Genomic DNA, 16,022 nt, shown 5'->3' with positions numbered 1-16,022 from the left:
TTGATGTTTGCTTATTGGCTTTGACGGCCAAATACCTGTTGTAGCTGTCTCAATTTTTTCGCTTTGTTGGCATAATTTGACGGTTTACCAAGTGCGGCGAGAATTTTGTCTTTGATTAAAAAGCTTTCAGGCAGGTAAAAGTAATCTTTCTGTTTAAAGGCCAAGGCAATGGCTTCATTGATGTTGTCGAGTGCTAAATCAATATCTGAATTGTGAAGGAGTGCTTCAGCGTACAGAGATTTTAGCCAAGATAAGTGACCGACTGAGCCTGTTTCCACATATGTTTGGAGGTTTTGAGCCATATTCTCGAGCGAAAAGGGTAGCTCAGATTTCATATCAACCCAGCTTAATAGCAGTTCGGCATAGGCTTGCCACAACGTAAAGTTGCAATCTTTCGAAATATCTAGGCACTGTTGTGCATAATGCTTAATTTTGCTCAGGTCATTAACAATCGTGTAGTGATAAGCTGACCTTGCTAATACATGAACGGTACATGATGGTACGTCATGTTTTATTGCCAATGTATTCGCTTTTTCAACCAGTTGTTCACTCGATTCGTAATCATCGAGCAGTAAGCAATTTGAAGCCTGAAGCATATGTGAGGAAATACCAACTTCAAAAGGGTAGTCAGTAAATAGCTGATGATGCTGCTCGTAATCATATAGCGCTAAAGATTGACGGTAAACAGCAAGGGACTGGTTGAAACGACCCATAGCCCAAAGGATGGTGCCTTTGATAAACAAAGATGAAACCATATATTTGACGTTGTTCGTTTTAAGGGCTCCTTGGTACAACGTATCAGCCGTCTTTATGCCCTCTCGATGATCGGCACATACAACTTGGGTAATACCTATGCCCCACAATACGTCGAGTGTAGGTTGTGGATCATTGAGGTTATTACAAAGGGCTAGTGCTCTTTCAATGTGTGGTCTGACGGAGGTATGTGCATAGCCAACAGTTGCAGCGAGTGACATTGAAAGCGTAAATTGTAAGTCAATTTCGTCTAAAGAGGTTTGCTCACTTGAGGTGAGATGTTGAATTTGCTCAATAGCACGCTTAAATAAAGGGATCGACAGTAAGTTCAGTCCGACTTTGTTTTTTTGTTTACCAGCCTGTGTATTTAATTTATAGGCTTGTTGATAGTCTTGTGCTTTTTCATAGTGAAAGGCAATATCTTCTAAGGCATTGTCAGGCAGTATGCGCATTCTACTGGCAATATTCAAATGCATGCTTTTTCTAGTTGACGCCGATGCACTATCATAGGCTGCATCTCTGACTAGGGCGTGCTTAAATACATAGCTGTCACTGTTTACTCGCCTTTGTTGAACGATTAATTCTCGCTCAAGTAGCTCGTTTAAGTCATTTTGAATTTGATCTTCGCTCAATGAAGACGTTGCAACTAACAGTTCGTATTCAAACTCTCGACCTATGGTTGCGGCAAGCTGAGCGGTTTCTTTGGCATGCACTAGGTTATCAAGCTTTTGTTGCAATGACTCACGTAAGCTGCTCGGTACTTGCTCTAGCCTATCTGGGCTGATAAATGTGATGGCACCACCAGATTCGTGAACGAGCTGTTTTTCTTTGAGCATATCTACCAGCTCTTCGATAAACAGTGGTATGCCATCAGTGCGTTTTACCAGCACAGAACGTACATTGTCGGATACATTTTTGCTGTCGAATAGCTGTTCAATAAAGTCTGTTGTTGCTTGTGCAGTCAGTTTATTAAGCTCGATCTCTAACAGTGTCAGGTCTTGCAAGCTGCTTGGGCAGGCTTGCCTCGAAGTGCTGATCATAACGCTGCCGTCTAGAAGTTGTGCGGCAAAATAACGCAAAAACTCCAAGGTAATAGAGTCTGACCAATGAATGTCTTCTATGATATAGAGCTTAAATTCACTGATACTGGATTGACGAGATAATAACAGCGCACTTAAGCCTGCAAAAAGCAGCTGCTTTTGCTCGTCAGGTGATTGAGAAGAAGGTTGCATATCTTCAGGCAATTCAATAGCGAGCCATACCATTAAGATGGGTATAGTGGCATTAATCTCTGAATCTGACAGGCCACAGTCAGCCAAGACATCAGTGAAAAACTGCGTGATTTTGTCTGTCGTCTGATTGTCCGTATTGAATAGATATTTAACTAAATTGAGAATTGGGTACAGAGCACTGTTTTGGTGCTCAGGCAAACACTGAGCTACCAAATGTTGATATTTGCTCGCATTGTCTCTAACTTCTTGCAGTAGTCGAGACTTCCCAATACCAGCTTCACCATAAATATGGGCGATACGGGTATTGTTTTCGCCATTGATCACTGACAGTGTTTTGTCTAATTCCAGTTGTCGACCAATTAACTTATGATGACTCTTGGTACCGCGCATAAAGCCAAACGCTTCGATACGCTTTTCGCCTTTTAAGTTGTATATGGACAATTGCTCAAAAGACAAACCAAGTTGGATATTGTCAAAATAGTCGAAGTCACTATAGGGCTCTAAAATAGCCCGAGACTCTGTGGAACAGAGGATTTGTCTTTCCCCTGCCAGCCTAGCTAGGTCCATAGCTGTGTTGGCTATGTTGCCTTCAGGTACCGAGTTGGCATAGGTTACGAAAATACCCGAATGTATACCTATATGAGCATTGAGTTGCACTCCGTGCGCTTCTTGCATCAGTGCATTACGTTTGCCTAGTTCACTGATCACATCTAACGCTGTTCTAGCACTTAGTCGAGTATCATTGTCACTTGCTACTGGGTAACCAAAATAAAACAACATCGTATCGGCGAGATTACCGACATGATATGCCCCAAATCGTGTTGCAATATCGATACAGTGGTTGCGTTGAGACTTAAATAAGGTATCAATGACGTCAAAATCTTTAGCGCTTTCGTTCAGCTTTTTGGCGCTCAAACGCAATGCCAGTACTGTGATCTGCTTACGTTCCGTGAGTGTTGTATAGTCTTGCGATACTGGGCTATTAGGATCGTCATTACGCAGCACAACTGTGTGGTCATCGTATCCATGTTGCGCTTGAACATCGGCCAAGATACCAACCAAGTTTGAGACGTTCATGGTGTGAAGTTCAGAAAATATCTCTTTTCCGGAAATTACACGTTCAGTGGCGTTTTTCTGTAAAACTCTGCGTAGTAACCCTGACAAAGGGTGGCCGAGCAAGGCACTTGGGATGGGAATATGCACATCACTGAGCTGTTTGTGATAGATTGAGGCCACACTAGAACCTGTCACCGCTGGCATGCCAGTTAGGCATTCTAGTAAGACCAGACCCCAAACATATAAGTCTGTTTTTTCTGAAGCAGGTTCTCCCCTTAACTGCTCTGGCGCGCTGTAAGAAGGAGTGCCTATCGTCTCTTGAGTTAAAGTAATTGTCGAGAAATCTTGATGCCTGTTTTCTTGCGTCAAGGTACCGATACCAAAGTCTAGAATTTTGGCATGGGTTTTTGCACCTGCTTGTGTAAGCATGATATTGGCGGGTTTGATATCTCGGTGAATAATGCCTTTTTTGTGTGCATGAATAAGCGCGTCGAGCACTTGCAGCATAATGTCTGTGGCATCAACCGCATCTAGCGCACCTTCTTGCATTAGGTGTTCACGTAAAGACAGGCCTTCGATATACTCAAAAACACCATATAGAAGGTGTTCATTGACTTGCCCTTTGTCTAGAAGTCGCACAATATGTGGGTGTTCTAGCTGTCCACTCAGCGCAGTTTCTCGCTTGAATCGTTCAACATAGCGTTTCTTTTTTGATTCTTCTAAATGAGGTTCAAGGGCAAGAAATTTAATAGCAACAGTTTGCTCAGTGTTTTTGTTTCTTGCTTTATATACTTTACCAAAACCACCTTCACCAATCTTATGAAGCAGCTCATAGTGGGAGGATTCAAAGTTATTCTCTATATACGGATCAGAAAAATGAGTTAATGACATTATGCTTATTCTTCGAGTTAATTATTTTTGCCAAGAAACGTTTGGTACAGCAATTGAGTTGTAGATATTACATCGTTTTTTAGTCGTTTACGATTACAAGTTATAATTAATTTCACATCCATAATACATACGATTTTTTACCTAGTAAGAAAAGCTTGCCTTGATTTTTTATTCAGTTTTTTGGGATTAAAGCTCTTTTTTCCCACCTCCCAATCGCATCAGCTGTATGTTTTTATTTTTATTGTTGTGTTAATGGGGATTGTGTAACTGGGGGAAGTATAAAAATTCGCAATAAAAGATTTGTTAATGTTCTAGCTATCTAGTTTTTGGTGGTAATTATTTATGACTCTAATTGAAAGGGGTAGCCTGTTTCTAGACATAAGTATGAGCTTATCAACTCGAATATTTACAATAATGTAATTTCGTGTAATTTATTATTATTCGTTATCCTGTAATAATCTCATCTACCGTTCAAACAAAGGACAGAAAATGGAACGCCGGGAATTTATCAAATCATCTGTGCTGCTGGGCACTACTAGTATGTTGATGGCTTCAAAGTCATTTGTGGCTCATTCGAAGGCTTCTGAGTATAAATATACTGAACGATTGAGCGAGCAGGAATTAACACTAAGTAAGCTAGATTACCCCTCCAGTTTAGTTGAAAACCCGCAAAAAAAAATCGTCAAAGTGAGGCTTAAGCCACAGATAGCAAGGCGTTACTCAAACAAAACCTATATTTTATTTGAATCATCGAACAGCATTGATATATACGACGAGCACGGAAGAAAAATAAGTGAAATTCCATTAATGGTACACGTTAAGGATTTTACGATTGATGAAAAGCGACAGCGAGTATTTGTCATAGGTGAAACCGCTTTTACCGTATATACGCTCGACTTTAATGGAGAAATACTCGGAAGTTTTGGGGAGTTTGGCGTTGAACTTAAACATCAGCTTAGTGGCATTAAATCGATAACTTGTGACAAAGCTGGCCATGTCCATATTCTCAACACCTACTCCAACGATATTAAGAAGTTTGACAGCCAGGGCGTATATTTGATGAGTTACGCGCCAACAAGTTTGACTAAGCAGCCTAAATTACTCTCTGTTGACGGTTATGATTTTATCGAAGTGGTTGGTGGAAAATTTGCAGACACAGTCTATAAGTTCGATATTTCAGGTCGATCTATAGGCTAATTTTAATGAGCACCAATATAGGTAAGCATATTGATAACCCTATTGCTTTTGCCAAACTCGCTTTAAACTGTGATTTTACTGCGTTGAAAGACGAAGTATTAACATTAAATGAGCTAACTTGGTACTCACATGTTAACGCATCTGGATTTTCAGGTCATTGGAACGTATTGCCACTCTACGCCAATCAAGCTCACGCTAATGCACACCCGATCCTCCAGTGCTTTTCAATTGAAGAACAAAACGCCCAATTTGGTCCCTTACCAATCATGGATCGGCTGCCCACATTAAAAAGCTTCCTTGCACAATTTAAATGCCCGCTTAAGTCAGTAAGGTTAATGCGTCTAGAGGCAGACAGCCATATTCTGCCACACAGAGATCACCGTCTGTCGATGGAATATGGAGAGGCGCGGATACATGTGCCAATCGTCGGCGCAGAACAGGTTGAGTTTGTCGTAAACAATCGGATCGTGCCTATGAAATGTAGTGAAGTTTGGTACCTCAATGCCGATTTAGAGCACAGTGTTTCTAACCTGGGAGCTGAAGCGAGAATCAATCTAGTTATTGATTGTAAAGTAGGTGTTTGGCTGAAAAATTTAATAGAAAGTTCCGAGCAAAAGTTTTGAAGCTGCATATACTCAATAGGTGCACAAAAGAGGATAAGGAAAATGGTGCAATTTACCATACCAGAAGGGCTACACATACGCCCATCAAAGGCAACTGATAGACCATTTATCGAAAAGCTGCATAGAGAAGTAAGAGAGGATTTGCAGTGTATTGATGGCGAGCGTGACTTTATTGAATCAATCGTCGAGATGCAGTTAAAAGCGCAGACTCAAGGCTATGGTGCTCAGTATCCCAATGCAATGTATTTCATAATAGAAAAACATGGAGAGCCGATAGGTAAAGCCACGCTTGACTTTGGTCATGATGAAATTCGACTTGTAGATATCGGTTTTTTAATGGCGGCGCGAGGTCATGGTTTCGGACGCGCTATTATTCAGTCTTTTCAACATTGTGCGGCGCAATCCGCAGTGCCATTAACGCTGTCAGTGTTGAGCCACAATCTAGACGTGAAGGGTCTGTATTTAGATCTCGGTTTTCAAGTTATACAAGTTCAACCACCCCATGAATTGATGATTTGGTATCCCCCGGCGATGAAGAGCATTGTTGGTGTTTAATGTGGGTCTAGGGCTGTTTTCGCGTACAACTCTCAACCAATAGAGAAAGGTAGAAATAAATGGAAATAGTGACACAAGATTTGATGCATGCATTGATTGGCCAAAAGGTTGAAGTGCATTCGGAAGATGGTGAGCGACTTTTAAGTCAATTAGAGGTGAGTGATGTGGCTCAGGGTAAAATTGATACCGAAGAGTACCACTCTTTTAGCATTTCTTTAAAGGGCGATACAAACAACCAGTTACCTCAGGATAGTTACCTTTTTAAACACAGCGCGTTTGGTGAGTACAAGATGTTCATGAGCATTTATGACCATGATAAGTATCAAATCGTTATTTCACGAAGACGTGATCAAGCAGTGGGCTAATGGCCCATCCAAAGTAGAAGGAGTGGTATTTATGGTTAATCCATTTTTGGGCATGATACAAATGATTGCCTTTAACTTTCCACCAGTGCATTGGGCTGACTGTAATGGCGCAACAATGCAGATTAACAACAACCCCGCTTTATTTTCTTTAATTGGGGCAACCTTTGGCGGCGATGCCAGAACTAGCTTTGCTTTACCAGACATGCGAGGGCGCGCACCTGTGCATTTTGGTCAGTACGATATTCTGCAACAAGGTCAGCAAGGTGGCGTTGAACAGGTCACATTAACCAATGAACAGACCGGGCACAATCATGATTTGCAGGTAGAGGGGATTGAAGGTGACAGCTTTTTGCCCTTTAGTCCTTCAGATCCAAATGCAGAATACACCATTGCCTTAACAAATACGCAGTTTCCTACTGGGGTTAAAGAGTTTTATGCACAAAACTCTGGCAGTTTGGACAATCTGTCGTCTCAGAGTGTTGGTGCTGCTGGCGGTGGGCAGTCACATACAAATATTCAACCAACCACGGTCATTGGTTTTGTGATAGCGCTCAATGGCGCTTTTCCGCCGCGAAATTAACAAAAGGAGTAAATTATGAGTGATGCATTTATAGCTGAAATTCGTATGTTTGCGGGTGTTTACTCCCCATATAACTGGTCATATTGTGCAGGACAATTGCAAGCGGTAACGGATAATGCCTCCTTGTTTAGCTTGTTGGGATCAAACTTTGGCGGTGATGGTAGAACGACTTATGCTTTGCCTGATATGCGAGGTCGTATACCTGTAGGCAGTGGGCAAGGTCCTGGGTTACCAAATCGTATAATTGGGCAAAAGTATGGCCTTGAAAAAGTCACGTTGACAGTCAATGAAATCCCAGCACACAACCATTTGGTTCAAGTAACCACGGCGGTTTCTGAATTGGATGCCCCTATTTCAGGCCAGTCGTATATTGGCAGCGATTTACATTATTTACCAGATTCTACATCAGGCCTAAAAACCAACCCATTTGCTGAAGGAACCATTGGCACAACTGGGGGAGATGAACCTCATGAAAATAGAATGCCGATGCTCTATATCGGTTTTATTATTTGTATGAATGGCATTTATCCGTCACGCAACTAACCAAAGGAGTAATAAAATGGATCCATTTATTGGTCAAATTGACATGCTACCGTACACGTTTGCTCCTCGAAGTTACACTGTATGTGATGGGCAATTTGTTGATATTTCTCAAAACCAAGCGCTCTATGCAATTATCGGTACGACTTACGGCGGTAATGGGACTACAAATATGCAAATCCCAAATCTGCAAGGCAGAACGCCAACTATGTTCGGTACTGGCCCAGGTTTATCTCCTGGAGATATGGGTAGTGAAGTTGGTATCCCTGAAGTTGTTTTATTGGAAAGCCAATTACCATCACACAGCCATGATATGTATTGCGGAGAGACCATTAAAGATGGTTTAGTCGAACAGTCAAACAATGTTGGATTAATTTCAGCGGCACGAGGCAGTTCTGGCGGTGTAGCAAGGGTGTACTCATCTCAACCTCGCACTGGATCAAACGTACCGCTTAATTACAACGCTGTACTGAGTAACGGACAAAATCAATCGCATGCAAACCGACAACCATATTTAGCGCTGCAGTTTTGTTTGTGTATAGATGGCGTTTTCCCACCTCGCAGTTAGTTGAGTAAGAGTCTGGTGAAAGTGATTTCGATATTTTTCCTGCTACTTCACTTCGGCATTATCGCAGCTGATAATGCCGAGGGTGCTTACGTGTCATTTAAAAATTACGGCCGAGATGTCGCACTTTTCACCTCAGAAACAGCTAATATTTACACGAGTAATATTGGTCAGGAGTTTTATCTCAACCACAAAATAATTATTCAAGTTGAAAAGGGTTACAAAGACAAGTTTACGCATTTAACAGGTGTATTTCAGACACAGCTTTTGTCTGAACTAAGCAATAGTGACATTGTTTTAATCTCTCCCAAGAAGGGGCAGTTCCTTACGGTTTATAAACGCCTTGAAAATATATCGAGCGTAGAAGCTGTGCAACCAGACTATGCAATAGTAAAAAAACATCATCGCACAAGTAAAGCACGTAAAGGTGTAAATATTCATTTTAAGCCACCAAACCGTTTGCAAAATTCACAATGTGAAGTGTCAATTTCACCGACACGGATCGCCATCATTGATGATGGCTTTGACTTTTCTAGCACAGCGTTGTCACCGTTTAATGTCTTGCTGGAATACGATGCTGATCGACAAGAAGTCATGATAGCTGACACCACGAGAGTTGCTGGGCATGGCACTATGGTGGCAAGTGTAATTGCATCACAGCTCAATTCCAAACCAATCAGTAAAATGAGTCACGTTGCGGAAGTTGTCGCTATTCAACAGGCTAGTACACTCAATTCGGCCATGATATTAGCCTTCAGCGTCGCTCAAAAAATGAATGCCGATATTGTTAACAGTAGTTGGACACTGCCCTTTGTTTCGCAGTTACTGGCAAGTGTCATTGACGATGGTTTATTACATGGTGATGTTTCATTTGTGATTGTGTCGGCAGGCAATCATGCTCAAGACGCATGTATTAGCAATAAACTCTCTGTAATAGAGGGAGTCACTACAATCGGCGCATTGTCTAAAGATGGGAGTATTGCGCCCTTTTCAAATTACGGTAATTGCGTGGATTATTACGCACCATCAACCGCGTTACTTCAAAAACAAAACAAACGTATCGCGGTCAGCGGTACTTCCTCGGCCGCCGCGATGGCAACAGGGGAATTCTCTTATTTGTTAAGTTGTGGCTTATCAAATAATGACATTGAAATCAAAAATAATAAATTAAAGTAAAACTCGTTTAGTCGCTAATTACGTGGCTTGAATATGCTGTTCACTAAGGAGTAAAGGCATGCAAGGGTATCGGGAACGTGGGTATGGAAGTTCAGAGCATGAAACTGAACTTGTTAATATTGATTTTGCGAGTCAGTACAGTGAGAATTTTCCGAAAATCTTGCAAGCATTAGGTGTTTCTCTCGCGGTTTCTAGCTACCAGTCACATGCCGTCATGTTGCTTCGAAGCCGAGCAGATGCGCTTAGCTGTAGCGTTAAGCAGTTTGTTCGGCCAATGGGCGTATGTGTGAGCGAAGATCGTTTCTTAGTAAGCACGGTCAATCGCATTGTGAACTTTAAATCAAGCGATATGTCTCGCAGCAGCGTTTGTCGTGGAGAGTTAGACGATTTAGATTTGCTGGCCAGTAAACTGCGTGACGAAGAGCGTGATACTTCCTCGTTTAAGCAGCTAAGAGCGGAACAGATCAGTGCAATCAAACAGTGCGACAAGCTATTTACTGAGCGCTCTTCTCTAACAACGGGGACCTTGAATACCCATGATATCGCCTGGGGAGACGAAGGCCTGTGGGTAGTCAATTCGAGTTTTTCTTGCCTTGCCACAGTGTCATCTGAGTCCGGATTTACAGCACGATGGAAACCGCACTTTATCAGTGAATTAAAACCAGAGGATCGCTGCCATTTAAATGGTATGGCGATGCAAGATGGGCGCCCAAAATATGTGACCACTTTTAATACTCAGGATAATCAGGACTCTTGGCGAACAGAGCTAAATGGTACGCTGATAGATGTAGACAGTAATGAAATACTGCTTTGTGGATTATCTATGCCGCACTCACCTAGGTGCCACGATGGCCTTGTTTACTTGTGTAATTCGGGTTTAGGCGAAGTGATATGTTACAACCCAGACACCCGCAAACAGTCAACGGTTTGTACCTTACCAGGTTTTACCCGTGGGCTGTCATTTTTGGGCGACTTAATGCTGGTTGCTACCAGCCAAGTTCGTGCCTCGAAGGTTGTCAGCAATATCCCGTTGACAGCGTCGCACACCCAGACGGATACGGTGTGTGGTATATGGATAGTAAACAAACATAACGGCGAGATCCTATCAAAATTGCAATTTAAAGGTGATGTGAGTCAGCTTTATGACCTGTGCATTATTCCTAACTCTACGTTTCCTGAAATGATCAGTGGCGATGATGCTCTCGCTGCGCACTTGTATGAATTTACGAAGGAAGTATTGAAATGAAAAAGCTTGATATGACCACCTCAATACTGGGAATGATGATCCCTTCCCTTGTCGCTGCGAATCCGTCTTCAAATATTTCAGAGAGCTATTTTACATCTAGTCATGAGGTGCCGACGCTAGATACAATTAAGGTGAGTGACGATACACACTTTCTGCAAGCTGAGGATGAAAAGCCAGTACAAGTGTTTAACATTGCTAAGCAGGCAAAGGTAAAATCGCATGATGGCGAAAATGCCAAAGCTGCGACACTCGCATTTTTAGCCAAGCAAGGGTTACTCAGTAGTAACGGCATGAATTCCACCCAAGTCAGTGGTGAAGTCAGTATTGCCAAAGAGCTTGCAGCTTCTTGCCAAGTAAATTTTGGTTGTACCACTGCATATGGTAGTAAAGCTAGTTGTGAAGCAGCTATTGGAGGAGGTGTTTGGTTTCCTGATACTGATGACTGTACCGCGGCGGCTGCGCCAGATCCCGATATTAATCTTAAAGGAAACAACCAATCGATTACTTCTGGAGATACCACTCCGAGTGCCAGTGACCATACAGATTTTGGTTCACATCAGACTGGTGCGAGTAACTTTACCCGAACGTTTACCATAGAAAATGTGATTGCAAGCTCTACGTTAACTTTAAGTGGTTCGCCGCTGGTCAGTATTTCTGCTTCGAATGATTTTTCTATTTCAAGCCAACCAGGGTCAAGTTCACTAAACGGTGTAACGAGCACGACCTTTGTCGTTCAACTTGATCCGACTACAGTGGGCTCACCTGAAGCAACTGTGACCATAACCAGCAATGATCCCAATGAAGGCACATACACGTTTAAAGTGGGCGCTACGGTAACAGCGGCAAATACTGCACCCGTTGTCGATCTAGATACTGCTGCTGGGGGCAATGATAGATCTTCAGCGTTTTCTGAAGGTAGTGGCGGGGTTGGCATTACCAATAGTGCCAGCGTGAGTGATGCTGAGTCAGATACCATTAAGACAATTACGGTCTCACTAACCAATGATCAAGATGGTGCGTCTGAGGGACTCAACGTAACTGGAGCGGCTCAAAATGCCTTAAATGGTGTTTCAGGAAAATCAGATGTCACATTGCAAGATACCATTTCAATTACGGGGGCGACTGCAACGCTTGCTCAAGTGCAAACGTTTTTAGATGCGATCACCTATAACAATTCATCGTCAACGCCCAATACGACAGCAAGAGCAGTGACTGTGGTTGTAAATGACGGTACTGATAACAGTGTGTCACGTACTTCAACCGTCAGTGTCACGAATGTGACGTCGACGACATCGTCTGGCGCGTCATTTAATACGACAACAGGTGCTAATTTAAATCCAGCTATTTTGTTTACCAGCGAAAATGAAACGCTGACAATTGCGCAAACGTCCCATGCATCGGGCTCTACCGCAGATGGCGGTGGCGGGACTGATACCCTTGCTGTTTCAGATAGCGTCGATATCAGTGGCCTGACGTCATTAACCAATTTTGAGACTTTAACAGCTGAAAACAACGGCAATCTGACCTTAAGCGAATCCCAGCATGAGTCTTTCACCACGATCAATGGTGATGGCACAAACCAGTTCACGCTTTCCAGTGCCAATGGCAATGGCGAATTAACGGGTGATCCAGATATTGAAACATATGTGTTAAATGCTGCTATGACATTTAGTTTGGGCAGCGCGTCGCACAATGTCACGGGCAGCAGTTCCAATGACGTGATAAATGTCGCAGCGTTAACCCCAACAGGCACACTTAACGCCGGTGGAGGCACAGGAGATACTTTGCGTCTTTCCAATGGGGCAAATATTGGCGGGGCTACGATATCAAACACTGAAGTACTAGAGCTTATCTCTGGTGCTTCTGTCACTATGACTGAAGCTCAGCATGACAGTTTTGGCTCTGTTACAGCATCGGGCACTGACACGATCACTATCTCCGCGGCCACTGACGGGTTAACAGGTAACGCGGCAATCGAATCTTACACTCTGTCCGTCGCGAACTCGTTTACACTAGGTGCTGCGAGCCAAAATGTCACAGGTAGCACAAATAATGACACGGTTACTGTGGGGACCTTAGTTGCGACAGGAACGCTTGCTGGTGGTTCAGGCACCGACACTTTGTCAGTAGGAAATGGCGGTAGTATTGCCGCAGCCACCGTATCTGGTTTTGAAAACCTTACTTTATCTAGTGGGGCGTCGGCGAGTTTCAGCGCTGCCCAATTATCGCAATTCTCTGGGACAATAACAGCGGCAGGCACAGAAACCATGTCGATAAGTGGGGACGGAAATATCACGACAGTTTCAGGGGTTGAAAATTACACTGTCAATGATGATACCACCAACTCAAGAACCGTGACGCTTAGCGCTGCCGGGCACTCGGTAACCGCAACAAGTAGCAGTGATGCCGTCACATTTGATGTTGGTACGCTCACTTTTACAGGCACCCTCACTGGCGATAACACAGTTGCAGATACGCTCAGTATGTCTAATGGCGCCAACATCAGTGGAGCAACGATAACAAATATTACCAACTTGTCTTTAGTGACAGGTGCTACGGTAACCATGACTGCGTCTCAAAACGAGAGCTTTAGCGGTTCAATCACGGCAGCTGGCACTGAAACGTTTAACATCACGGGTGATGGAGACATAACGGTGCTTTCGGGCATTGAAAACTATGTGGTAGGTGATGACAGCTCTAATACAAGAACAGTCAATGTAGGCGCGACAACCAGTGCCACTGCTACGTCATCCAGTGACGCGGTTACATTTAATATCGCTGGAAATACGTTTACGGGTAGTCTGACCGGTGAAGCGACGGTCGCTGATACTGTTTTGGCAAGTGATGGTGCCGATACGACTGGGGCGAGCTTTAGCAGCGTGGGTACCTTGTCGCTTGCAAGTGGCGCTACCGTAACTCTCGATGCGCAGAACATCAGCGACTTTTCAACAGCGATCAATGGTGCTGCAGGGAGCGAAAGCATACAACTGGTAAGTGGTGGCACATTTAATTTTTCCTCAACTAGTGTGTCGAGCATTGAAACGATTGCGCTTGGTTCAAACAGTGTATTCACTGTGACTATACCCGATAATTTCTCTACCAATGGTGGTAGTGTCACAGTCAGCAATACGTCTGGGGCAGCCATTAATGCTGGCGTGACAATCAACGCTTCAGCGCTTGCTGGTGATAGCCTTGTGATTGCTGCCACTGACTTAACAGGTAATGATACATTAACGGGCGGCGATAGTGCTGACACCATAAGGCCAGGTACGGGTACCGATACGATGACAGGTAATGGTGGCAACGATAATTTTATTGGTGCTGCTGCGGATCTTAATGGCGACACAATCGCTGATTTAGCGGTCGGTGACACACTAACGATCACAGGTGTGACGGGCCTTACAACCAATAATGTACGTTTCAACGGCAATGGCACTTTACAGGTGGATACAGATGCAACCGATTTTGCCGCGGTGGAAGTTGCACTGACATTGTCAAACGCACCTGGCGCGGGTTTAGACTTTACAATTGCCGATAGTGGAGCCAATACACTTATTACGCTCATTGCAGCGAATGATACACCTGTATTCAGCTCATTGAACGGGTTGTCTACGTTTACTGAAAATGGTTCGGCAGTTGCGATTGATAGTGATGCAAACGTTGCTGATACAGAGCTCGATGCGTTAAATGGCGGAAATGGGAACTACAACGGGGCGTCTTTGACCATAGCCAGAAATGGCGGGGCAAGTTCACAAGATGTTTTCGCGAACTTGAATTTACTTGGAGCACTAACACAAGGAAATACCTTTACATACAACGGCACAAATGTTGGTACTGTGACAACCAACTCTGCTGGTACTTTGGTGCTTACGTTTAATGCAAGTGCAACATCAACTATTGTTGATGGTGTCATTCAATCTATTTCTTATGGGAATACGTCGGAAGATCCACCGTCAAGTGTAACGCTTGATTATACATTTAATGACGGCACTGCCAATAGCACAGGCTCCAATCAAGCAGTCGTAAATATCACAGCTCAAAATGATGCGCCAACAGATATCGCGTTGTCAGCCAATAGCATCAATCAATCAGCCACGAGTTCAGGGGCTAATGTGGGTACGTTATCTACTACTGACGTTGATAGCGCTAACACACATAGCTACACCTTGGTAAACAGCGGAAGTAGTGCAAATGGCACCTGTTCTGCACACTCAGGCAATGGCAGCTTCCAAATCAACAGTTCTAGTTTACAAACTCAGGCAGCCCTGAATGCTGGTGATTACATCGTTTGTGTTCAGTCAAATGATGCAACGACAACATTCCAAAAATCGTTCACAGTTACTGTGGTCGACAATGTTGCGCCTAGTGCACCATCAACGCCAGATCTTGATTCAGCTTCAGATACCGGTGGTTCTGACACTGATAATGTTACGTCAGATACAACGCCAACATTTAGTGGCACAGCCGAGTCTGGCAGTACTGTGAGACTTTATAGTGATCAGTCTGGCAATACTGTGATCGGAAGTGGCACGGCTACAGGCGGTAACTGGCAAATTACGACCAGTACGCTCTCCGCTACTACACACGCCATTACGGCAAAAGCGACGGATGCAAGCAGTAATGAGAGTAGTGCCTCAAGTGCTTTAAATGTAACCATAGATACCAGTGCGCCAAATGCACCAGGTACGCCGGATCTGTCCGCGAGTAGTGATTCTGGCACGTCAAATACAGATAATATTACCAATGATACGACGCCAACTATCACAGGTACTGGCACAACTGGCGACACAATTAACTTGTCGTCTAGTCTCGACGGCAATATTGGGAGCACTACTGTGTCTGGTGGTGCCTGGAGTATTACAACCTCTACTTTACAGGTTGGTAGTCACGCTATCTCGGCGCAATCTGTCGACAATGCGGGCAATACTGCGAATTCGGCAAGTAATTTATCTTTAACTATAGATACTCAAGCACCGAGTGGCCACGGTGTTTCGTTTGGCGACAGCTTATATTCCAACACAGAAAAAACAGCGGCATCCTTTACCTTTAGCAGCGCGGAAGTGGGGGCAACATACAGCTACACCATTTCGAGCAGCAATGGCGGCACAGCGGTGACTGGCAATGGCACGGTGACGTCAGCCAGTCAGCAGCTATCCAACTTGGATTTAAGTGCCCTCAATGATGGTACATTGACTTTATCTGTGACCTTAACGGATACCGCGGGCAATGCAGCAACAGCAGTG

General features: G+C 43.7%; 11 protein-coding genes. 10 read left to right on the top strand and 1 reads right to left on the bottom strand.

Annotated elements, in window-relative coordinates; genetic code table 11:
- Window positions 1-11 precede the first annotated feature (11 nt).
- Window positions 12-3,932 carry a TOMM system kinase/cyclase fusion protein gene (locus tag N483_RS07150; protein WP_023401444.1) on the bottom strand — a complete coding sequence of 1,307 codons (3,921 nt, stop codon included), beginning with the start codon at window positions 3,930-3,932 and terminating at the stop codon, window positions 12-14.
- Between the two features lie 489 nt (window positions 3,933-4,421).
- On the opposite strand from N483_RS07150, the gene N483_RS07145 reads away from it, so the two are divergent.
- From N483_RS07145 to N483_RS07100, 10 genes are all read left to right on the top strand, one after another.
- Complete coding sequence (locus N483_RS07145; RefSeq protein WP_023401445.1) at window positions 4,422-5,129, top strand: hypothetical protein; 708 nt, start codon at window positions 4,422-4,424, stop codon at window positions 5,127-5,129.
- A 5-nt stretch (window positions 5,130-5,134) separates the two neighbouring features.
- Window positions 5,135-5,752 (top strand): aspartyl/asparaginyl beta-hydroxylase domain-containing protein, encoded by a 618-nt coding sequence (locus N483_RS07140; protein WP_023401446.1) that lies wholly within the window; start codon window positions 5,135-5,137, stop codon window positions 5,750-5,752.
- Between the two features lie 42 nt (window positions 5,753-5,794).
- Window positions 5,795-6,307, top strand: a complete 513-nt coding sequence (locus N483_RS07135; protein ID WP_023401447.1) for a GNAT family N-acetyltransferase — start codon at window positions 5,795-5,797, stop codon at window positions 6,305-6,307.
- 59 nt (window positions 6,308-6,366) lie between these two features.
- Window positions 6,367-6,672: a DUF6916 family protein gene (locus N483_RS07130; RefSeq protein ID WP_023401448.1), complete on the top strand. Its 306-nt coding sequence runs from the start codon at window positions 6,367-6,369 to the stop codon at window positions 6,670-6,672.
- The gene (locus N483_RS07125; protein WP_023401449.1) at window positions 6,614-7,252 is read left to right on the top strand and encodes a phage tail protein; all 639 of its coding nucleotides are present in this window, start codon (window positions 6,614-6,616) and stop codon (window positions 7,250-7,252) included. Before N483_RS07130 ends, N483_RS07125 begins: the two co-directional genes overlap by 59 nt.
- A gap of 15 nt (window positions 7,253-7,267) precedes the next feature.
- The gene (locus tag N483_RS07120; RefSeq protein WP_023401450.1) at window positions 7,268-7,795 is read left to right on the top strand and encodes a phage tail protein; all 528 of its coding nucleotides are present in this window, start codon (window positions 7,268-7,270) and stop codon (window positions 7,793-7,795) included.
- 16 nt (window positions 7,796-7,811) lie between these two features.
- The gene (locus tag N483_RS07115; RefSeq protein WP_023401451.1) at window positions 7,812-8,360 is read left to right on the top strand and encodes a phage tail protein; all 549 of its coding nucleotides are present in this window, start codon (window positions 7,812-7,814) and stop codon (window positions 8,358-8,360) included.
- A gap of 90 nt (window positions 8,361-8,450) precedes the next feature.
- Window positions 8,451-9,533 (top strand): S8 family peptidase, encoded by a 1,083-nt coding sequence (locus tag N483_RS07110; protein ID WP_172642429.1) that lies wholly within the window; start codon window positions 8,451-8,453, stop codon window positions 9,531-9,533.
- A gap of 58 nt (window positions 9,534-9,591) precedes the next feature.
- Window positions 9,592-10,779, top strand: coding sequence for a TIGR03032 family protein (locus N483_RS07105; protein ID WP_023401453.1), 1,188 nt, complete (start codon window positions 9,592-9,594; stop codon window positions 10,777-10,779).
- Window positions 10,776-16,022 (top strand): beta strand repeat-containing protein (locus N483_RS07100; RefSeq protein ID WP_231105428.1); only part of this gene is annotated, 5,247 nt, incomplete at its 3' end. The genes N483_RS07105 and N483_RS07100, both read left to right, overlap by 4 nt.

Origin of the sequence: Pseudoalteromonas luteoviolacea NCIMB 1944, assembly GCF_001625565.1 — a bacterium.
In the GTDB taxonomy this organism is placed as follows: Bacteria; Pseudomonadota; Gammaproteobacteria; order Enterobacterales; family Alteromonadaceae; genus Pseudoalteromonas; species Pseudoalteromonas luteoviolacea_F.
This window is presented reverse-complemented; position numbering and strand designations above follow the sequence as displayed.